At 59.9% G+C, this 21,181-nt stretch carries 13 protein-coding genes and 1 pseudogene; 6 read left to right on the top strand and 8 right to left on the bottom strand.

All coding sequences use genetic code 11. The annotated features are described in order from the left end of the window. Positions 1-72: 72 nt before the first annotated feature. From G6N73_RS38525 to G6N73_RS07965, 3 genes are all read right to left on the bottom strand, one after another. Positions 73-768, bottom strand: coding sequence for a response regulator transcription factor (locus G6N73_RS38525; RefSeq protein ID WP_206078728.1), 696 nt, complete (start codon positions 766-768; stop codon positions 73-75). Positions 769-1,100: 332 nt separating this feature from the next. Then, entirely contained in the window at positions 1,101-3,332 is a 2,232-nt protein-coding gene (locus G6N73_RS07970; protein WP_165025741.1) for an ATP-binding protein, read from the bottom strand. After that, on the bottom strand, positions 3,329-3,856 hold the full coding sequence (locus G6N73_RS07965) for a putative pterin-binding protein (RefSeq protein ID WP_165025739.1): 528 nt from the start codon (positions 3,854-3,856) through the stop codon (positions 3,329-3,331). Before G6N73_RS07965 ends, G6N73_RS07970 begins: the two co-directional genes overlap by 4 nt. Positions 3,857-4,198: 342 nt before the next feature. Here G6N73_RS07965 and G6N73_RS07960 point away from each other — a divergent pair, with 342 nt between their 5' ends. From G6N73_RS07960 to G6N73_RS07945, 4 genes are all read left to right on the top strand, one after another. Beyond that, the gene (locus G6N73_RS07960) at positions 4,199-4,477 is read left to right on the top strand and encodes a Flp family type IVb pilin (protein WP_165025736.1); all 279 of its coding nucleotides are present in this window, start codon (positions 4,199-4,201) and stop codon (positions 4,475-4,477) included. Between the two features lie 353 nt (positions 4,478-4,830). After that, positions 4,831-5,241 (top strand): hypothetical protein, encoded by a 411-nt coding sequence (locus G6N73_RS07955; protein WP_165025734.1) that lies wholly within the window; start codon positions 4,831-4,833, stop codon positions 5,239-5,241. Between the two features lie 339 nt (positions 5,242-5,580). Then, complete coding sequence (locus G6N73_RS07950; RefSeq protein ID WP_165025731.1) at positions 5,581-8,169, top strand: CHASE domain-containing protein; 2,589 nt, start codon at positions 5,581-5,583, stop codon at positions 8,167-8,169. After that, positions 8,169-11,429, top strand: coding sequence for an EAL domain-containing protein (locus tag G6N73_RS07945; protein ID WP_165025729.1), 3,261 nt, complete (start codon positions 8,169-8,171; stop codon positions 11,427-11,429). Before G6N73_RS07950 ends, G6N73_RS07945 begins: the two co-directional genes overlap by 1 nt. Here G6N73_RS07945 and G6N73_RS07940 read toward each other — a convergent pair. The 5 genes and pseudogenes from G6N73_RS07940 to G6N73_RS07920 all read right to left on the bottom strand — a co-directional run. Next, positions 11,426-12,298: a hypothetical protein gene (locus tag G6N73_RS07940; protein ID WP_206078727.1), complete on the bottom strand. Its 873-nt coding sequence runs from the start codon at positions 12,296-12,298 to the stop codon at positions 11,426-11,428. The two genes, G6N73_RS07945 and G6N73_RS07940, sit on opposite strands and share 4 nt — an antisense overlap. A 309-nt stretch (positions 12,299-12,607) precedes the next feature. Further along, a complete protein-coding gene (locus G6N73_RS07935) occupies positions 12,608-13,615 on the bottom strand; it encodes a hypothetical protein (protein ID WP_165025725.1) in 1,008 nt (335 codons plus the stop codon). Positions 13,616-13,994: 379 nt separating this feature from the next. Further along, positions 13,995-14,396, bottom strand: a complete 402-nt coding sequence (locus G6N73_RS07930; RefSeq protein WP_165025786.1) for a hypothetical protein — start codon at positions 14,394-14,396, stop codon at positions 13,995-13,997. Next, positions 14,389-15,051: a hypothetical protein gene (locus G6N73_RS07925; protein ID WP_206078726.1), complete on the bottom strand. Its 663-nt coding sequence runs from the start codon at positions 15,049-15,051 to the stop codon at positions 14,389-14,391. The genes G6N73_RS07930 and G6N73_RS07925 overlap by 8 nt, the downstream gene beginning before the upstream one ends. Positions 15,052-15,625: 574 nt before the next feature. Beyond that, positions 15,626-15,952 (bottom strand): annotated as a pseudogene (locus G6N73_RS07920) (hypothetical protein); the annotation flags it as partial. 318 nt (positions 15,953-16,270) lie between these two features. Between G6N73_RS07920 and G6N73_RS07915 the strand changes: the two are divergent. Together G6N73_RS07915 and G6N73_RS07910 are read left to right on the top strand one after the other, a co-directional pair. Next, entirely contained in the window at positions 16,271-17,545 is a 1,275-nt protein-coding gene (locus G6N73_RS07915; protein ID WP_165025721.1) for a metallophosphoesterase, read from the top strand. Then, complete coding sequence (locus G6N73_RS07910; protein WP_165025720.1) at positions 17,545-21,066, top strand: AAA family ATPase; 3,522 nt, start codon at positions 17,545-17,547, stop codon at positions 21,064-21,066. The genes G6N73_RS07915 and G6N73_RS07910 overlap by 1 nt, the downstream gene beginning before the upstream one ends. Positions 21,067-21,181: the final 115 nt, after the last annotated feature.

The raw sequence follows: 21,181 nt of genomic DNA, 5'->3' as shown, positions 1-21,181 counted from the left end.
CAGAAAAAGCGCGCCTTCCCCAAAAAGAGCGGGCGCGGCGCGGCGCTTCCAGTGGCGACCAGTGGCAAACACTCACAATTCACTATAACGGTACCCGAAACCGCGCACAGTTTGAATGCAATCCGCGCTTTCTTCACTCAAGAGCTTTAGTTTTTTCCTCAATCTGCTTACGTAGACGTCCAGCGTCTTGTCAATAGAATTGTATTCTCGAAAGAATGCGTTCTTGTATATAAACGATTTTGAACAGTTTCTGTTTCGATACGCGTAAAGCACTTCAACAATTCGTGTTTCTGCGTCCGTAAGTGTAACTTCATTACCTTTGTATGACATGATTCGTTTTTGCAGATCACAGCAGACAGGACCGAGGAAAACTTGTTCTCTTCTTGTCTCCGGCCGCAGCTTCGGTCTCTGAGCCGCGAGTCGCGTTATCCGGGCCTGCAATTCCCTTGTATGGAACGGTTTCATGACGTAGTCGTCAGCGCCAAGATCGATTGCGTCCGCCCGACTGTCAGCGGTTCCACCGCCGGAAATCAGAATGAGTGGGACATTTGTTTTCCGCCTGATGGAACGTAGTATCTCTATACCGTTTCCATCCGGAAGATTTATGTCAACGATAATACCATCGAAATAGTTGATTTCCGAGCTGTGTATGAAGTGCACTGACTGTTTATATGTTGAGATGAATCGAAGACGGTCAGACGGGACCGGCCATGTCCTTCTGATCGTTTCAGCCGCCAAAGGGTCGTCTTCAATGACAAGTATATCCATGAATAAGCTCTTTGAACAATATTTACTTTTGAACTTCTGCGCATTGCGCATTTCCTGCGAGCGCTTTCCATAGCCCGATAGCGTCTCCCCGAGCTCAGTCCAGCATGTTTCCAACTGTTGGTTGACGTTCGACAACGACACAACGACTGGATTTTTGTTCACTTAAAGGATTGTCGCTCCTGCGCGTTGGGCGCTCCTCCAGGCCAAGCACATTCCGGACCGCTGCCTCTACCCACGCCTCGCTAGCTAGCTAGCTGCTAGCAACAAGTCCAGAGCTTGGCTCGGCTACAGTTGCCAAGGTCGAGGTCTTCACGGCGGAAAAGCTCACTGACTTATTTTCTCCCCAGATTTCGCTTTTGCCAGTCATCCAGAATGCTTCTGACCTTCGCGGCTAAATCTTGTTTCCGATAGGGCTTGGGAAGCAACTGCAGACCACAGTCCAAGCTGCCGTCGCGGAACGCTGTGTCCTCTGCATAACCGGACGTAAAAAGCACCGGCAGGTCAGGGCAAAGCCGCTTGGCCTCGTCAGCCAGTTGTGGTCCGCTCATACCCCCCCGCATGACCACATCCGTAAACAGTAGGTCAAAGGCGTCTTCCCGCTTGAGCACTTCGAGCGCCTCTGAACCGCTGGGGACGCTTACGACGTGATAGCCCAGGCTCCGCAGTTGATCCTGCGCATGGTTGCGCACCATATCGTCATCCTCGACCAGCAGGACTTTCTCTGATCCCTTAGGCGCGAAGCTCCCCGAATCGTCCGGCTTTTCGAGGTCATCCGCATCACCGGGCGCGTGCGGGAGGTAGAGCCTGACGGTCGTTCCATGGCCAAGCTCGGAATATATCTTCACATGCCCTTTGGATTGCTTGACGAAGCCATAGACCATGCTCAAGCCAAGTCCGCTACCCCGGCCTACCTCCTTGGTGGTGAAGAAAGGCTCGAAGGCATGCGCCGATGTCTTCTCGTCCATACCCGTGCCTGTATCGGATACCGCAACCATGACATATCGGCCCGGCACGAGATCGTCATACCGCGCCCCCATCTCTTGATCGAAGTGGATGTTCATGGTCGAAATCGTGAGCCGGCCGCCCTCGGGCATAGCATCGCGGGCATTCAGGCAGAGGTTCAGAACAGCACTCTCCAGCTGAGCTGCATCGACAAGCGCCTTCCACAGGCCATCACCGGGAACAAACGCCATTTCGACATGCTCGCCGAGCGCTCGGCGAAGCAGCTCATCCATTCCACAGATCAGTCTGATTACGTCGGTTGCATTCGGATCGAGTGTTTGCCTACGAGAAAACGCAAGCAGCCGGTTCGTCAATTCGGCGCCGCGCTTGGCCGCCAACTTGATCAGTTGAGCAAGTGGCTGGAGTTGGCCTTTGGAGGGGAGTCGCTCGGCAAGGGCATCGGCATTGCCGAGAATGATCGTTAGAAGATTGTTGAAGTCGTGCGCGACACCTCCAGTCAGCTGGCCTACCGCCTCCATCTTCTGCGCAGTCGCCAGGGCCTGCTCCTGACGCTTGGAGCCGGTGATGTCAAATAGCAGGCCGTATCCGGTGACACGCCCGCCCGCCTCGCAGACAGTCTTCATCGTGTCGCGGACCCAGATGGGGTTGTTGGCGGCCACGGCAATGCGATACTCAAGTTCGGCATCCACAAGGTCTTGGGCGGCACGGCCCCGGGCGGCAGACAACTTGGCGGCCTCCTCGGCAACAACGTAACCATTCCAATCCCTGCAGGAGCGGCATTCCTCGGATGTGTAGGAAAGGATCTTCTCGGCCTGCGGTCCGATATAGTCCAGCATGCCAAGCGACAGATCCAGCGTGTAGGGAACTGCGCCTGTGCTTTCGACCAGATGTCTGTATCGGGCTTCGCTCTGTTGGAGCGCGCGGTTGGCTTCATCTACCTTTCTTCGCTGCTCGCCTTCCCATTCAGCCAGCCGACGACTCCTCGCTGCTTCGAATGAAAGGAAAGTAAGCAGAGCAGACGCTGTTCCAACAAGGGAAATCAGGAGCCACGTCGAGGTCACCTGGAGCTTGTCCAATCGCTCGTTGAGCTGGCGCGCGACCTCACCGCGCGAAGCGGACATGGACACTTCGGTCAAAGCGCTCTCGAATGGCTTGAGTGCGTGTCGGATCTGTTTGGCCGCCTCGGTATCCCCGGGAGCGAGGGTGTTCAGCTTAGCTTCGATCTCGTCCAGAACGCTCAGCAGCCTTGCAAAGGTCTCGGGAACACCTTGTACCGAACGAATGAGGGAAGATTCCGGTCCGTACAGGGCAACAGTCGGCCGGCTGTAAAGTATTTCGAAACGCAACATCAGATCACGAAGTTCGCCGTCTCCGCCATGATGTTCAAAGTGATCCACGGCCAACAGAAATCGCAGGTACTCCTTCTCAACTTGCCATGCGACCCACGCGTTCGTACGCAAAAGCTCGACGTTTATCTCGCGTTCTTTGTTCTGCCATAGAACGAATGCAAGCACTAACGTGACAAGGGTGAGCCCTGTCGCCAATACCCAGGTAGTCCGGTTCTTGGCAGAGGCCTTCAGCCAGCCAGCGACGGCGTTCATCTAAACTCCAGCCGCGACAGCTGCCAAACCATGCGGTCGTTATAGGGGTTTACTTTGCTGGATGAAGTCTGTGCAGATGGATAGATAATCCATAGCGGTCCCTTGTCGCGAATTCGCATATACTGTCCGTTATGCTTGATGGCTATTAGAACTGAAAGTTCATATGCATCCGACACGGGTATATTTGCCGCATAGTCATTGAGGGCCCTCGCCACAATCTCCTTGCCCGAGGCTCCTACCGCCTCAATCAGATCCTTGAGAAGAACCCCGGAAAATATCTGCAGCCCCTCCGTCCAGTCGGTATGTGTTCTTAATTCCGTCTGCGGAAGCTTCTCAAGGTCTTCGATGCTAAAATCCACTTCCTCTGCGTCACGATCTGCTTCCGCCCTAGGTGAAATCAAGCCTGAAACCGTAAGAACGGCAAGAACGGCGCCGTGATCCGAAGCATGAACAGAACTTTTGGCGCCAAAAAGTGGTAAGGTAACAAGCACTATTGCCAGTGTAAGGGCATTGATTTGTCTCATTTTTGGCTCCGCGATATCCCCGAGGTGATGCGTCCTGGTGAGTAGCGAATCGCTGTCGCATTCAGCTCGTCGCTACCGGCTGTACTCTTCCGCAAAAACGCTTATGGGGAAACTAACCGCGGGCCATTGATTTGAGCGTTTTACGCTTTTTTACTTTTGATTCATGTCCTGGCAACGCTTGGAACGGCAGTGTGCCACAAGCGCAAGCATCAGCACTTTCAGGCCGCTTGCTGTTCCAACGCGACGCGCCTCCGCCTCCTGTGGAGGATGCCCGAAAGGAATCTGCACCGGCAGAGGCGTGTTGAAGGGACTTTGTGGTAAATGAAAAGCGGAGCGTCCAAAATGAAGAAGCTTATTACGCGCTTTGGCAAGGAAAACCTTGGAGAAGCAGCGGTCGAATACTGCTTGCTTGCCGGCTTGGTTGGTTTTGCCGCTGTTGCCGGTGCTTCAGGGCAGGCTCGCCTGTTGAGCGTGAAGCTCGATCAAGTTGCTGGAGCCTTAGCGGCATTGCAGCCCGAAGAAAAAGAAGCGTCGAATTCGGTCCGCGTTCGGGTGCAGGAGCAACAGCACGTGCCCGGCCGCATAGTAGTAGAGCGCAAGCCGCAGGAGGCGCCCTGGTAAGGATCGCCAAAAGGGCAAAGGAGCGGGAGAAAACAGTGCATATCCCAACAGCGGTGCTGGGGCCACAGTTGCCTTAGGTCTTGGAGCCTGCGCCCTTTAAGTGCAATGACGTGCTCCTCGACACAAAGCCGAGGGACGTTATCGCCTCTCCAGGCAGCGGGATTACCGAGAACCTGGTCCACGAGGCGAGAAGGCTCGGGATGCCGGCTATGAGCCTGCCTTCTCTTTTCGTGCCAGCGTCTGATTGGTGCCGGCGGCTGGTTCATCCCAGATGCCCCAAGGCAACCACTCAGTGTGTCGCCAACATGTCAACATATGCCTTGATCTCCGATGAAGCGACCTCGAGAAGTCCGATGAAGGAGCAGTTGACCGAGTTACCCTTTTTAACTTGGCTTCCGCTGCCATTGTCACGCAATGAGCCCGAGGGCTATCGAGGGGAGTTCGGAATGAAAGGTTCACAGCAGGACAGGCTTAATAGCAGCGCAGACGTTATGGCATTCGATGCGATTATCATCGCGATGTTGGCGCGACTACAGAGGCTGGATCCCGCCGTGCGGGTATTGTTGTCGCAAATCTTGGAAGATGCCGCTAAATTCGTCGAGGCGCGAGCAACTGAATTCAGTGGAAATCGAAGAGAGCTGCTGTCGGCGTTAAACAAGATAGAGAACATTCGCGAAATCGCATTAGCAGTGGCAGCGGAAGTGCCGGACAGCGACGATTTCGGCAAGGCAAACTCTAAAGAAACGCTTTCTATAACACATTAACACATCGTGCGCTCTGCCTTGTCGGCTTCCGGCCTCAAGGCCGAACAACTTGCGCTCGAGATCACCGAATCCGTACTGCTTAAACATAGCGAGCAAACATTGCAAATTCTTCGGAACTGCAGTCAACAGGTGTGCGGAACTTGAGCCAATGCCCCACAATATATTTCTCATTTGAATATTGCTTGCTATCGATTGTTAAACATCGTCCTGCAATAGCGCTCTACATCTTTGATGTTAACAGAAACAACACCTCTGATTGGTGTAGTTCAGGACCGAGCGCTCAATGTCGTCGTGGAGTTGCATGTCATTCTTCGACACGGCGTTGAGGAGGGCAGCACATTGGACGAATTGGACTTGCCGCTACGCCCGTCGTTTCCCGAGACGGGACCGACCCACCTGGCGCGGCAAGGCGCACTGGCCCAGCTCTGGCTCCGGCTTCGTCGCCAGGCGACGCTTCTGTGGGCGGGATTGACGTTCCTGTCGCTCGCGCTTGCCGCCTTCCTGCTGTCGCAATCCGCCTCTGATAAGGCCATGCAGATCGCGCACGAGCGTTTCGAATTCAAGGCCAGCGAGGCTCAGTTTGCGATCCGGCAAAGGCTCCTTGCCTATGAGCAGGTTCTGCGCGGTGGGAGCGCGTTGTTCGAGGCGACGGCAAGCAGGGTCTCGCGCACGATGTGGCGCGACTATGTGGCGGGACTTGCCATTGACCGCAACTATCCTGGCATACAGGGCATCGGCTATTCCGAGCGCGTCTTGCCGCAGGATCGGGGGACGGTGATCGCGCGCGTGCGCGGCGAGGGCTTTCCGGATTTCGACATCGTGCCGTCCGGGGAACGCGAGGAATATACCTCGATCGTGTTTCTGGAGCCCTTCGACTGGCGCAACAAACGCGCCTTCGGCTACGACATGTTCTCCGAGCCGGTGCGGCGGGCAGCCATGGCGAGAGCGCGCGACAGCGGACAGCCTGCCGTTTCGGGTAAGGTCATTCTCGTGCAGGAGACGCAGCGGGAGGTCCAGAACGGCTTCCTGATGTACCTGCCGCTCTATCGCGACAACGCCCTCCCCGAGACCGCTGCCGAGCGTCGTGCGGCCTTGCTCGGATTCGTCTATGCACCGTTCCGCATGCGCGACCTTATGCAGGGCATACTCAGAAACGAGCAGCTCTCCAATATCCGGCTGGAAATTTTCGATGGGCCGGCCGCCACCGACGAAGCCCTGCTCCATGACAGCACAGACCGTGTGGCCTCCGCGTCTGCCCTCAACGCCGATCGTCAACTTCAGATCGGTGGCCACACCTGGACTATCCGTTACACGTCGCGGCCCGCCTTCGACGCCACCATCGACCGCCAGACACCGCTTATGATCCTTCTTGGCGGCTCCGTTTTGGCCTTTCTAATCGCTGCGATTGTGTGGTCGCTTGCGTCCAATCGCAGTCGCGCCCGCGAGCTCGCGCAAGCCAACAACGCCCTTCACGAGGAGATCGCCGAGCGCATGAAGCTGGAGACCGAGCTCATCGGGGCCAGGGACGCGGCGGAGGCTGCAAATCGAGCCAAATCCGCGTTCCTCGCCAATATGAGCCATGAGCTGCGCACACCTCTCAACGCGGTGCTCGGCTACGCACAGATGCTGGGCCGAGACAAGAGCCTGAGCGAGTGGCAGACCGGCGCCGTCGACACGATCCGCCGCAGCGGCGAGCACCTGCTCACGCTGATCGGCGACGTTCTTGACCTGTCAAAGATCGAGGCGGGCAAGCTCGAGCTCACATCGCGGCCGGTCTCGCTGACGGGCTTGTTGCGCGGGGTCGCCGAAATCGTGCGCGTGAGGGCGGAAGAAAGACAGCTCTCCTTCTTCTTCGATTTGCCATCGAGCCTGCCGTCCTTTGTGAACGTCGATGACAAGCGTCTACGCCAGGTCTTGCTCAACCTGCTCGGCAATGCCGTGAAGTTCACGGACTGCGGACATGTCCGCTTCGCGGTCGACCGGCTGGACGAGTCCGACCGCGAAATCCGGTTGCGCGTCAGCGTCGAGGACACTGGCATCGGCATCGAGGAAGACCAGTTCAAGACCATCTTCGAGCCCTTCGAACAGGTGTCTGATATCGGCCGCCGCTCGGCGGGCACCGGCCTCGGCCTCAGTATTACCCGCGACCTCGTACGCCTGATGGGCAGCAACGTCGAGGTCGCGAGCACGCCCGGCGGAGGGAGCCGGTTCTGGTTCGAGCTGACCCTGCTGATCGCCGAACGGCAGGACGAACGCCCGATCGCGGCATCCTCGATGAAGGGCTACCGTGGGGAGCGCCGGACGGTGCTGGTGGTGGACGACACGCCCGAAAACCGCGCGGTGCTCTGCGACCTCCTTGAGAAGGTCGGCTTCGGCGTGGTGCAGGCGACGAATGGCCTGGAGGCGGTCGAGACTGTCGAGGCGTCGGCGCCGGATCTGGTCCTCATGGACGTGATGACGCCGGTCATGGACGGTCTGGAGGCGATGCGACGCATCCGCGAACGCCCATCGTGGCGAGACCTGCCGATGATCGCGGTCTCGGCGAGCGTTGCGAGCGACGACCGAGCGAGGAGCCTTGATGCCGGCGCCGATGCTTTTCTCGCCAAGCCGCTGGACCACCTTCAGTTGCTCCGGGAGATGGGCAGGCTGCTCGACCTCGACTGGATCGAAGATGCCGCGGACGAGCCGGACGACGAGCCGGACGGGGCCATCGTCGCGCCGCCCGAATCGGCGGTGGCCGAGCTGTCCGATCTCGCCCGCGCAGGTAACATGCGCCGCATCAGGAGCCGCGTGGCGGAACTGGCCGAGCAGGACAGCCGCTACCGGCCATTCGCGGCCCGGGTCATGACGCTGGCCGCCGAGTTCGATTCGCCGGCGATATTGCGGCTCATGGCCGCGCATCTGGAAGAGAGGAAAGGAGCGGCCTGATGAGTGCGCTGAACACGACGCTTCCGCTGGAACCGACCGTCCTGATCGTCGACGACAATGCCTCGAACCTGCGCCTTGCCGCCGATTGCCTGGAGGCGGGCGACATGTCGGTCGTGGTGGCGCGCGATGGCGGCGAAGCGCTGGCTCGGGCGAGCTACGTTCGGCCGGACCTCATCCTGCTCGATGTCAGGCTGCCGGGGATGGACGGTTTCGAGACGTGCCGCAGGTTGAAGCAGGCGGCGGAAACCCGCGACATCCCCGTCGTCTTCATGACTGCGCTGGCCGATACCGCCGACAAGCTCGCGGCCTTCGAGGCCGGCGGCGTCGACTACGTCACGAAGCCGGTGCAGGCGGAGGAGCTGCTGGCCAGGGTCAAAACGCATCTGGCCCTGCGCGAGGCCCGCAGTCAGCTTCAGAACCGCAACGCGCAGCTCAGCACCACATTTGACAATGTCGAGCAAGGCATCTGCTTCTTCGATGCGGAGCAAAGGCTGATCGTTTCGAACCACCGCTACGCGGAGATCTATGGCCTGACCCCGGAAAGCGTCCGCCCGGGGATGACGCTCGGCGATATCCTCGAACTGCGTGACGCGGTCGGCTCGTCACCGGACATGCCGCGCGAGGATTATCTGGCCTGGTTCAATTCGGTCAACATCGACGGCGGGCAGCAATGCTGGACCACCGAGCTTCGTTGCGGCCGCTTCGTGCAGGTGCGACATCGGGCAACGGCCGACGGCGGCTGGGTCTCGACCCACGAAGACGTGACGGAGGCCAAGCGTGCGGAGAAGGCCGTCGCCGACGCGCGCGCCGAGGCGGAACGCGCCGAACGCGAGGCGCGGGAAGCTCACTTGCGGCTACTGGACGCGTTCAAGGTCGTTCCCGAGGGCCTCGCCCTCTTCGATGCCGAGGACAGATACGTGCTCTGGAACGAGCGTTACCAGCAGATCTATGCCGAAAGCGGCGACAATATCGCCAAGGGCATGCGCTTCGAAGACACGCTTCGGGCCGGTCTGAAGCGTGGACAATATCCGCAGGCGGTGGGACGCGAGGAGGAATGGCTCGCCGAGCGTCTGGCACGCCACGCACAAGCCAGCATCACCCACGAACAGGAACTGCCGGGCGGCCGCTGGCTGCGGATCCACGAACGGCGCACGACCGACGGCGGCAGCGTCGGTGTCAGGATCGACATTACCGATCTTAAGCAGAGAGAGACATCCTTCCGGCTGCTGTTCGAGAGCAATCCGGTTCCGATGTGGGTCCACGACCGCGAGACGCTGGCCTTCCTGGACGTCAACCAGGCGGCCGTCGATCATTATGGCTACGCGCGCGAGCAGTTCCTGTCCATGACGTTGCTCGACATCCGGCCGCCGGAGGAGCGGCAGGCGCTCAAGGAGGTCCTTGCCATCCCCGACGAGCAGCGTGACCGGTGCAGGAGCTGGCGCCACCTCAAGGCGGACGGCAGTCCCATTGACGTTCTCGTCTATTCGACCCGCCTCGGCTATCAGGGCCGGGACGCGTCGCTGGCGTCGGTCGTCGACATCACGGAGAGGAAGCGCGCGGAAAACGAGCTGCGCACCACCCGGGAGTTCCTCGACACGGTCATCGAGAGCGTGCCGGTGACCGTCTTCGTCAAGGACGCGGCCTCCCAGCGCTATCTTCTCGTCAACAAGGCCGGCGAGGAGTTCGTCGGCCTCTCCCGGGACCAGATAGTCGGCAAGACCGTCGACGACATCTTCGCGCCGGACATCGCGGCGGTGCTCCGGAGACTGGATGACCAGCTGCTGACGGTCGGCGGACCCGAAAAGATCGTCGGCGCGCCGATGGAGGTACCGAACAAGGGGCAGCGGATCGTCAACTCGTCGGCGATCGCTATCAGGGAAGACGACGGCGTCCCGAAATACCTACTGCGCGTCGTCGAGGACGTCACCGAGCACAGGGAAGCCGAACAACGCATTGCCCACCTGGCCATGCACGATGCGCTGACCGATCTGCCCAATCGCGCTGCATTCAGCGAGAGACTCGAGACTTTGCTGAAGGAGAGCGCCGCAGTCAGGAGCCAGTTCGCCCTGATCTACATCGACCTCGACCGTTTCAAGGAGGTCAATGACGTCTTCGGCCACAATGTCGGCGATGAGTTTCTCTGCCAGGTCGCCGAGCGCCTGCAACGGGCGGTCGACGGCGCGTTCCTCGCCCGTCTGGGCGGCGACGAGTTCATCCTGCTCGTGGATCAGGGCAAGCAGCCGGCTGCCGCGACGGCGATGCTCGACCGTATCCTTGCCGCCCTCGCGGAAGAGGTCGACATCGACGGCAACAGGATCAAGGCCGGCGTCAGCATGGGCGTCGCCGTCTACCCAGTGGACGGACAGAGTGGCAGTGCGTTGCTTGCCAATGCCGATGCGGCGCTCTACCGCGCCAAGCAGGAAGGGCGCGGAAGAGCCAGGTTCTTTGAGCCCGAGATGGACAGGCAGCTCCGCGAAAAGCGGTCGCTGCAGCGTGACCTTCAGGCGGCGCTGTCCAGAAGGGAACTGCATCTGCACTACCAGCCGCAGGCCAGCATCGATGGCCGGATCCTGGGCTTCGAGGCGCTGCTGCGATGGCAGCATCCGAAGCGCGGTGCCGTGTCGCCGACGACGTTCATTCCGGTCGCCGAGGAAAGCGGCGTTATCATGGAAATCGGCGAGTGGACATTGCGCGAAGCCTGTCGCGAGGCGACCAACTGGAGCGGCGGCCTTCATGTGGCGGTCAATCTCTCGCCGATCCAGTTCAGGCACGGCGACCTGCCTGGCCTGGTGCACGCGATCTTGCTCGAAACGGGGCTCACACCAAGCCGGCTGGAGCTCGAGATCACCGAAAGCGTACTGATCGGCGACCACGCACGCGCCATCGCCATCCTGCGGCGGCTCAAAGCCCTCGGCGTCGGCATCGCCATGGACGATTTCGGAACCGGCTATTCCTCGCTCTCCTATCTGCAGTCGTTCCCGTTCGACAAGATCAAGATCGACCAGTCCTTCGTCATGAACGTGCACCAGCCGCAATCGGCGGCGATCATCCGCGCCGTCATCGGGCTTGGGCGTGGCCTCCACCTGCCCGTGACGGCGGAGGGCGTCGAGACCGACAACCAGTTGGCGTTCCTGGCCGCGGAGGGCTGCGAACAGGTTCAGGGATATCTAATCGGCCGTCCGCTTCCGATCGAGGACTATCGAAGCCTGGTGGGCCACCAAGCGGCGGACGCCCGGTCGACAGGAACCCGACGATGCTAATGTTGGCGGACAACTGCATCTTGAGCACCTGAGAGATGTGGGAACCCCAGGCTCTCATCGCTCGATGCGAAGAGGCGGATCGCTGAAAGGATCGAACCGGCGGACCCGCAGCCTTCAAATCCTTGATGTTGCAGGTGACAAGGACGAGATCGTAGACACGCGCGGTCGCGGCGGGAGCGAGACCTGTTGCACTCTGCTAGTACCGTTTGTCTTCGCAGGTGTGACTCCGTTTCGAGGCACAACAGAAGCGGGCCTTTGGCGTTCAGCTGCGACTTCACCTGATCGAGCATCGGCGTCCAAAGCTCGATCCATTTTTCGGAGCTTACGAGCCGGTTGCCTTCCTCGAAGGCTCGCCGAATGCCTCGATCGATGGCCGTTGCCGAAGGCTGAAGGAAGCCGGTGCAGCGTGACTGCAGCAGCGTATAGGATACGAAGCGATCCGCGTGAATGTCCGCGGTGGGCGCCTGCGTCGGCGAAGTTACTTCCGGTCCGTTCTGTTCGAAAACTTCGATGCCTAGCGCCCGGGCGCGTTCCGGGGTCAGCAACAGGAACTCTTGAGGGCCTGCGACCGTGAAGTAGCGGATAGCTTCGATTCTCAGCCCCAGATGCGTCAGGAATGAACCGATCTCGGCATTGGCGACACCGCTTTCCCGGTACTCGCCGTTCTCCTCACGGTAGGCAGCATGGAATCCGATTTTCGAGTCCGGCGACATGTACCGCCGCGCGCCCGACACCCAGATCAACCCGCAAGCCGAGTAGCATTCGCCATCGGCGAACACCATTGTGGCGAAGTTCCGGAGCCTGATTTCCGCACCGATCTGCAGCGCTTCGCTGACGAGCCCACCGGGACTTTGCAGGACCACGGACACCCGGCCGCGACCGCTCGCGACGTCGTTGAACCGATGCGCGTCCCCGTCGGTGATCTCGCCTTCGATGCTGACGATGTCGACCTCGCCAGGAAGATCGAGAAGTTCGATCTCGGCCGCTGTTGCGCCGCTCCACGTGAGCGCCCCGAAGAACGCACTGATCAGTCCAAGTCGCCACATGCTCGCCAGCCCCTACCCCTGCTTCGTGATATCAGGGTCTGCTGGTCGATCAAGATCGGTCCACCATTCGGTAGCAACCGCCACCAAATGACAGGCTGCGTCTGAGAGGCACCCAGCCAGTCAGGATGCTGCTTAAGTGCACGAAGCCAACTCTCCAGACGCCGTGACCCCTTCGGATACGCGCCGGGCTACGACACGGTTCAGGAGCTCGACAAATCGGCCGTTCTCCTGGGCACACTTCCAGAAGTTCACAAATCGGCACACCAGCTGGACGTTCCCGATTGCATAATGACCATTGCTGTCGATGCGATCAGCTGAGGCCAGCATGTCGTGCTCAAAACCGTCCTGTCCGTCGAGGTGCATCGGGAGCTTCGTGATCGCACAGAGTCCCTGCTGGCTCTTCATAAGATCGGCGAGATGGGACCGCATCTCCGCTTCCGAGCATAGGAGTTTCTTGTCCTTCAGGGTCTTCAGAACGAGTTGACCGTTCGAATTCTTGACGGTGTCCCTGATCGAAAAAATCATGCGGGTTATCGCCATTTCGGAAAGCTCAACGTTCTTTCCAAGCGACTTGCCCTTGCCCTCCCCAAGCCGCTCCCTCCAGTCCGGACGTGTGTGCCACTCGTCCAGACCGGAACCATCGATCAGCGCACGCAGGTAGGCCTTCATGTCCTCGTTCGCGACCCTGAAGATCGCCTGTTGCGTGACCAGGTAGTCCTTGGCTTTCGGGTGTATTGAATTCCATGTGAGGGCGACGGTCTTCCTGTTTCGCCGTAACCATCCGCCGACCGGCTTCGCGATCATAACCTGATCATCGTAGGGCTCGAACACTGGCGCATCCGCGGTGGTTTCAGCCCAGTAAAGGTTGTTGCCGTCGCGATGCAACCAGACGTCACCTTCGCTCTCCGTGAGCCGTGTGGCGCGATTGAACCAGAGTGTCGCGCGAGCCTTGATGTCTCCGTCGAGAGAACCCGCAGACGCCGCCGCCCGTTCGAGCGCCAGATAGCCTTCGTAGTCTCCTGCATGCCATGCCTCGAAATACGGCCTGTCGAAACCAAGCGCGACCAGGTTCCGCTGCAGGCATTCCGCCCAGAGTTCATTTCGGTCGCCAGTCATCGATATGAATATTTCGTCTGCCATGATACCCCCCAAACCATGCACGTGATGACCGAAGCATCGCTCCTGTCGACGACGTTTCCGGGAAAATGCCCAGATCGGCTTTCGAAATTCTTACGTACCTGCCAGCCGCCAGCCTGCACATCCGGCAGTCAACCCAGACGGCAAGGTTCCACCCTTAGCGGACGCTTGTTGCCCGCGAGAAAACGCGAATCCGGTAACTAGTGGCGGTTACTCCCAAATACTGCGGAATTCACGCTTCTTGGAACATGGACCCGCCAAAAGCGCGGCATTCGGCAGCAAAGACCACCAAGTCTGCAGTTCGCTGTGGGATGGGAGACCGAAGGTCTCGCATCGGTTGCGTCATTACCGATTGTCCGCAGGCTAGCTCGACAGTCCGTTCCTATCGGGCGTACATCTCCTCCGCCCAATCGGCGAACTCCTCTAGCCTTTCAAGGGACCTCTCGGCATCGGCGCGCGTCTTCGCCCTCGAGCCGTACTGGACCAGGAGCGTCTTCAGATTGGATTCCTGCCTACGAGGCAAATCATTTCCTAACGCGGCACGTAGCAATTTGACTGCCGCTTGGTGGTCTTCCTGGTTTATCTCGCCCCTGTATTTGGCCGTTAGCGCGTCCGCATAGGCGATGACGCAGTTGATAACTGTCGACATCGCGGGATTGCCGATGTCTCCCGGATCAGCAACGGTAACGCTGTTGCGTGCATCCTTGAGGAAACCTCGGGCTACCACGAGTCGTCCAGAGGCATAGGCTCCATCCTTTTTCTTTGTCGAACCCGTCCTAACCATAGTTATGGCTCCTGTCACGGACGGGAACTTCTTCAGGTCGGTCACCAGCAAGGACGACAACATCCAATGTCGCGGTCAACCACCAGGGATCTGCGTCTCGAGCAAGCCGACTTACATCCTCTAAATCAAGACCGACAACGTTCGGAAGGAAGCCGAGCCTTGCTGCGGGCTCGCGCAAGTTCTCCCTGACTGCCTCCACGAGTCCGGACAAATACTCCTTATCCGCGATTAACCCGATGTCGAGATCGCTTTCTGGTCCGTCTTCCTTCCGAGCGACGCTTCCATAGATCCAAAGACTTCTGAGCAGTGAACGCTGCGTTCCGGCGCTGTTTCGGATGCTCTCAACGATGTCGGTGAATCTGTCTTTCTCCGCTACGTAGAGTGCAGCAATCTGCGGAGACAGAAAGTGCGCCGTATTGAACCGATGAAGCCTTGTCGCCAACGAACCCTCACTGACGACGATTCCTGACTTCTCCAACGAAATTAACCCGAGCCTCACACCGCTTCTGGACAGCCCCGACCTGCCCTGGATGTCGGAAGCAGAAAGAGCGCCGCCATGTCGAACCAGCTCGCGCAGGACGGCAACATTGGAATCGACGCCTAGAATGTGCGTCAACGGATTGCGGATCGCACTTTGTGACCTTGACCGTGCCATGGTTCTCTCTGGTTCGATATCGAGCCATGTGGTTCGATATTAAATCAATCGATCCGATATTAAACCAAGCATGGGGATTTGCAATCGCTCGGAAAGCCAAGGAAATCGATAACCGCCTGCGCATAAGGTGATCGCCGAAGCGCTATCGAGCTTGCGGCGTCAGATGCCTGCGCAGGCCTCGATGAGCGCGGCCAATGTAGCTTCCACGAACGCCCGGATGTGTCCCGAGATTGACCGCCGGATCACCAACCCGCGCCTCCCCTCGGCTATCCATTCCTGTAGGCTGTCCACTCTCATGATTGCTGACAACGGCCTTTGGCGTAGAAATTTGGCCCACCGATCCGATCGGCGGTCGAGGTATTTGTACGGCGGATATGAGGTGCAAGAGGCGGGACTTGAACGTCGGTCAACAATCTCTCATCCGCGGGTCGGGCCGCATGACCTTGTTTCGTTTGGGGCTGCCTCTGTCTAGATGGCGAGCGTCGAGGCTCATAGTGGAGACGAGGGCTCCCCGGCATTGTCCCGCCTCCAGCGCCGCATATCGCGCCGAGGCTGATGTTTGGGTTTTGCGATTGAGGCGGGCGAGCATGGTGGCGTCGCGACGGTTTGTCTTCACCCGATCGCCAGGCTTCCTCGGAATCAGCGATGGCGCCACCACGTCGCAGCGATGGCCCAGGCTTGCGAGTTGGCGATAAACGCCATAACCGCACGGGCCGGCCTCATAGCAAAACGCCAGCGGCTTGCCGGAACGCCCCAGACGATCGCACAGCTTGTTGATGGCATCAGGGTCATTGGCAATCTCGCCGAGATATTCCACCGACCCAACGCGTCCGCTCTCTGCCACCGCGATCGAAATCCGCTCCTTGTGAATATCCAAACCGACAAATCTGATATGGTCCATGTGGCCCGTCTCCTATGCATGAGGCTCTGCGCCGGCCAGCCGGCTTAACCCTCGTACCGTTGCATATCGGATGACGGGCCACCCTCAGGCCCAGCAATCATAGGGACTAGGGAGTTGGATCGACGGCAATGATGGTGGCAGTTGCTACCGAATGCCGCAAAAGCGCCGCGCGCCGCCTTCCATCTTTCCCTTCTCATCTAACAGTGCAGTTTCCTGGGGACACATGACAGGAATTGGCACCCACCACCGCTATGGCATGCAAACGTACGGTTCCTTGGGGAATCATCGGCAGCTGATTGGGAGCGGGAGGCTGGGTAAGTGGCGTATCGATTTGTTCACGCGGCGGATATCCATTTGGATTCTCCGCTCAGGTCTTTGGCTATGCGAAGCCCGGAGCTCGCCGACCTGATCGGGAATGCGACCCGGCAGGCATTCGTGCGTGTCATTGATCTCTGCCTTCGAGAGCAGGTCGACGCGCTGCTGCTGGCCGGCGATCTCTACGACGGCGAGCAGACATCGATGAAGACGGCGCGGTTTCTCGCGGAACAGGTGCGTCGGCTGCACGAAGCGGGCATTCGTGTTTTCATCATCAGGGGCAATCACGACGCCGTCTCGCAGATCACGAAGGAATTGGTCTTTCCGGAAACGGTGAAGGTGTTCAGCGGGCGGGCCGAAGCCATTGCGGTCGAGAGAGCACGAGGCGACTTCCCCGTCTTCGTTCATGGCCTGAGCTTTGCCGAGCCACACGCCCCAGAAAACCTCGTGGGCAAGTACAAGCCCATGATCGACGGCGCCTTCAACATCGGCATCCTTCACTCCAGCCTCTCGGGATCAAGCGGCCACAATCCTTATGCCCCATGCAGCCTCGCCGACCTCGATGCGACGGGCTTCCACTACTGGGCGTTAGGCCACATCCACAAACGATCGGTATTCGAAGGAAAATGTACCGTGGTCATGCCCGGTATGCCCCAGGGACGCGACATCAACGAATCCGGCGTCAAGTCGGTGTCCCTCGTAACCGTCTCCGACGACCTGTCAGTCCGGATCGAAGAGCGCTTCACCAGCGTCGCGCAATTCGAACGCGTCGAAGTCGATACGAGCCAGATAGAAGACTGGGCCGGTCTGGCTCGGGAAATCGGAAAGGCGCTGGAACGAACGCGGACGGATGCCGCTTCCGATCACCTGGTTGCGCGCGTCCGCCTGACGGGTATCACTCCCCTTGCATGGCGCATGCGACGCGACATCGATCTCCTCAAAGCCGAAGCCGATGACCGGGCATCCACGGTTGGCCGCTGTTGGGTCGAAAAACTTGAGGTCCAGAGCCAACCACGCTCGGCTGCGCAGGTCAATTCCGGAGATCCGCTGGCGGAGCTGCGGCGCCTAATCTCGGACGAGGTAGCAGGCTCGGATGCATTCAAGGCGGCGGCATTCGAGGTCGCGGAGGAACTGAGAGGACAGCTGCCTCCGGAATGCCGTCACATACTCGGAGAGGAAGAGACCGCATTCGACCTCGTCGTTGCTGACCTGCTGGATGAGGGCGCGGACAACGTAGTCGCGCGCCTGCATGCCGACTCGGACGTGGAGGCTGCCTGATGCGTATTCGTCGTCTCGACCTCGCCCGCTACGGAAAGTTCACCGACCACACGATCGACTTCGGCCAACGCACCAAAGGCAGCCCGGACCTGCATATCGTCTATGGTCCCAACGAAGCTGGGAAGTCGACCGCGCTCGCGGCCGTCCTGGACCTCCTGTTCGGCATCGAGATGCGCAGCCCCTACGGCTTCCTGCATCCCTATCCTTCGATGCGGCTCGGTGCGGCTTTGGATCTGACGACGGGTGAGCGAGAGGTCTTTCGCATCAAACGCCCACAGAACAACCTCCTCGACGCGGATGACCAGCCGATTTCCGAAGCCGTGCTGCGCGCTGATCTCGGAGGCATCGATCGGGATTCGTACCGGACGATGTTCTCGCTCGACGACGACACGCTCGAGGCAGGCGGCAAAAGCATCTTGGCGAGCGAGGGCGACCTCGGCGAACTCCTGTTTTCGGCCAGCGCTGGCCTGGCTGACTTGAGTCATCGGCTTGGCGAACTGAGAACGGAAGCCGACGCCTTCTACAAGAAGCGTGCACGGAGCGGAGAACTCGCCGAGCTTAAAAGCCAGCTAGATGCATTCAAGGAGGAGCGGACAAAGATCGACACGCTAGCCAGCCGATATGCCCAGTTGGTCGGCGCGCGAGAAAGTGCCGCGTCACGGTATGAAGAAACGATTGCGACCCGCGGCCGCATTCAGTCGCGTATCGACGAGATCCAACGTCTGCTCGCGGCGCTACCCCGCCTGACGACCCTACGAACCGTCCGTGAGAAGCTTGCCCCGCTTGCCTCCCTGCCGGAGGCCCCGATCGGGATAGCAGAGGAACTCGCAACGCTTCAGAATGTTGAGATCGAGCTGGCGACGCGTTCAAAAGGCGTAGCTGAGAACATCAATGAACTCGTGTCGGAGTTGGAGAAGGAGTCCGTCGACGATGTTGCGCTGAGGCTTGCCGATCGCGCGTCGCGGCTGCCTGACCTGCGGGCTCGCTATCTCACCGCGGCGAAGGACATCCCCGAGCGTCGATTGCAGATACGCGAGGCTGACGCTGCGATCACAGGGATTCTGCGTCGGATTGGCCGGGAGGATGAGGTTGATCCAACACGGCTGGTTCTTCAGACTTCCGTGGTCGGCTGCCTCCGAGAACTTATCGAGAGCCGTTCCGGCGTGACGTCGTCGCTTCGGTCGGCAGAAGGCGAGGTTTCAGGCGCCCGGCGTCGTTTGGACGAGGCTCGAGAGAAGCTCGAGGCAGCGGGACAAGGAACAGTCGTCACATCCAATAGCGACTCCGTCATGGCAGGTCTCGCGACTGCGCTGGCCGCGCTGCGAGCCGACGACCACGGCGTCCGTCTGCGACTGGCTGACCGTGCGCTTGCCTCACATCAGGAGACGCTCTCCACGAGGCTGCGGGGCTTGACGCCATGGACCGGGGACCCACAGCAACTTCTCGAGATGGCGGTGCCGGACAAGTTTACCGTCGAACGGTGGAAGGCTGACCTGGCAACGGCGCGAAAGACGGTCGAGCGTCACCAGCAGGAGGTTGAGCGTCTGGCATCGGACCGGAAGCGCCTGACCGCCGAACTCGATGCGTTGGAAGCCATCGCAGGCGTGGTGACTGATCACGAAGCTGGCACCGTCCGTGCGGCCCGCGAGCAGGCATGGGCAGAGCATCGCCGGAAATTGGACGAGAGCACGGCCGGCGTCTTTGAAGAAACCCTCCGGCGCGACGACCTCGCAACGAACGCCCGCTTCGTGCATGTCAATGAACTGGCGAGACTTCATCAAGGCCTTCAAGCCGCTGCTGTCTTGGACGCAGACATTGCCCGCGCCGAAGAGCTCCTGGAAGCCGCGAAAACGCACTTCCAAAGCTTCAACCACGAAATCGCCGAGGCATTCTCGCATATCGCGCCGGGCTTCCGGGGAGATACTTCCCCCGAACGCCTTGAGGCTTGGTTGGGCTCGCGCGACCTCGCTCTGGAAGCATTGTCCACGGTTCGTGAAGCTGAGCGGGACAGGCAAGCAGCGAGGGCCGATGGTGCCGCCGTCGGTGATCGTTTGACGGCCGCTTTGGCCGTGGCTGGCGTGTCGCACGATCCGGCCGCCAGCTTCGAGGCGCTCGTGGTGTTGGCGCAGGCCGTCGTCGACCGGGGATCCGAAATCAAGCGGCTCCGGCAAGACTTCGAAGACCGTGCGCGGGAACTGGCAGACCGCGAGCGCATCCATAAGGAAGCCGCCGCGGACGATCAGCGGTGGACATCCGAATGGACAGCGGCGTGCTCCGCATCGTGGCTGGGCGTTGAAGGGCCGCGGCCGGTCGCGGACGTTCGAGAGATCTTGTCAGCCGTCAGCGATCTCGGCTCCTTCATCGAGAAGACGAGCGGGCTGGCGGATCGCGTCACGAAGATGGAGCGGGACCAGGCCGAATTCGCTGCCGAAGCAGGCCGCCTCGCTGAGGAACTGAGCATCCCCGCACAAGAGTCCGCACCGCTGGATCTCGCCGCGGCAATAGAAAATCGCATTCGCGAAGCCGTGTCCGCCCGAAGCCGCCGCCTCGAGAAAGAGCAGGCTGTCCAGGTCGCGAGGGAAAAGCAGCACGAGTTGTCTGACGCCACGGCGATCCATGGACGACGGAAGGCCGAACTCCTCCAGTTCTTCGGCGTGCCCTCGCTTTCGGACATCGGTGTGGTGCTGCGCCAGTTGGAGCAGCGAGCCGCGCTCAGGGATGACGCTGATTCCGCCGCGGCAGACATCATCAACGCTGTTGGATCACCTACCCTCGACGAAGCCGAAAAGTCTCTTGAGAACGCTGATCGGGCGGCCCTTGAAACGGAGGCGGCAGAACTCAAAGGCCGTTTCGAGGATCAGGATCAACGAAGCCGGGAACTATTCACTGAACACAGCAAGGCGGCTGACGCGGTCAGTGCGATCGGGGATGACGATTCCGTCGCGCGGATCGAAGAGCGTCGTCGAACTGTGTCTGTTGAGATCGAAGAGAAGGCTGTCCGCTATCTCAAGCTGTGTATTGGCGTCGCAGCTGCCGAACAGGCGCTTCGCATTTACCGGGACCGCCATCGGAGTTCCATGATGGCTCAGGCCTCCGAGGCGTTCCATACGATCAGCAGGGGCAACTATCGGGGCCTCGCCACCCAGCCTGATAAGGACACCGAGATGCTGGTCGCTGTCAGCGCAGACGGCGGATCGAAGATTGCGTCCGCGCTGTCGAAGGGAACGCGGTTCCAGCTTTATCTGGCGCTTCGTGTCGCCGGCTACCATGAGTTCGCGTCTTCGCATCGGCCAGTGCCCTTCCTTGCCGACGACATCATGGAGACGTTCGATGACTTCCGGGCTGAGGAAGCGTTCCGCCTCTTCGCGGGAATGGCGAAGGTAGGTCAGGTGGTTTACTTCACTCACCATCAGCATCTCTGCGACATCGCGCGGAAGGTATGTCCGAGCGTGACGATCCACGAGTTGCAGCAGCCATCGGCGTCGTTGCACCTGGTGGAGAGCAGCCAAAAGGTCGCCTAGTCTCGGCGCTGCACATCGCTATCACGGCTTCAACGATACTCACAAAATGACAGGCGTGAGTGGTTCGCCAAGATTTCTGTCAACTTTCTTGACGTGAACTCCGGTTGCCATCGTC

Origin of the sequence: Allomesorhizobium camelthorni (assembly GCF_011045125.1) — a bacterium.
Lineage (GTDB): Bacteria > Pseudomonadota > Alphaproteobacteria > Rhizobiales > Rhizobiaceae > Allomesorhizobium > Allomesorhizobium camelthorni.
The sequence above is the reverse complement of the archived record's forward strand: the minus strand, read 5'-3'. Positions and strand labels throughout refer to the sequence as shown.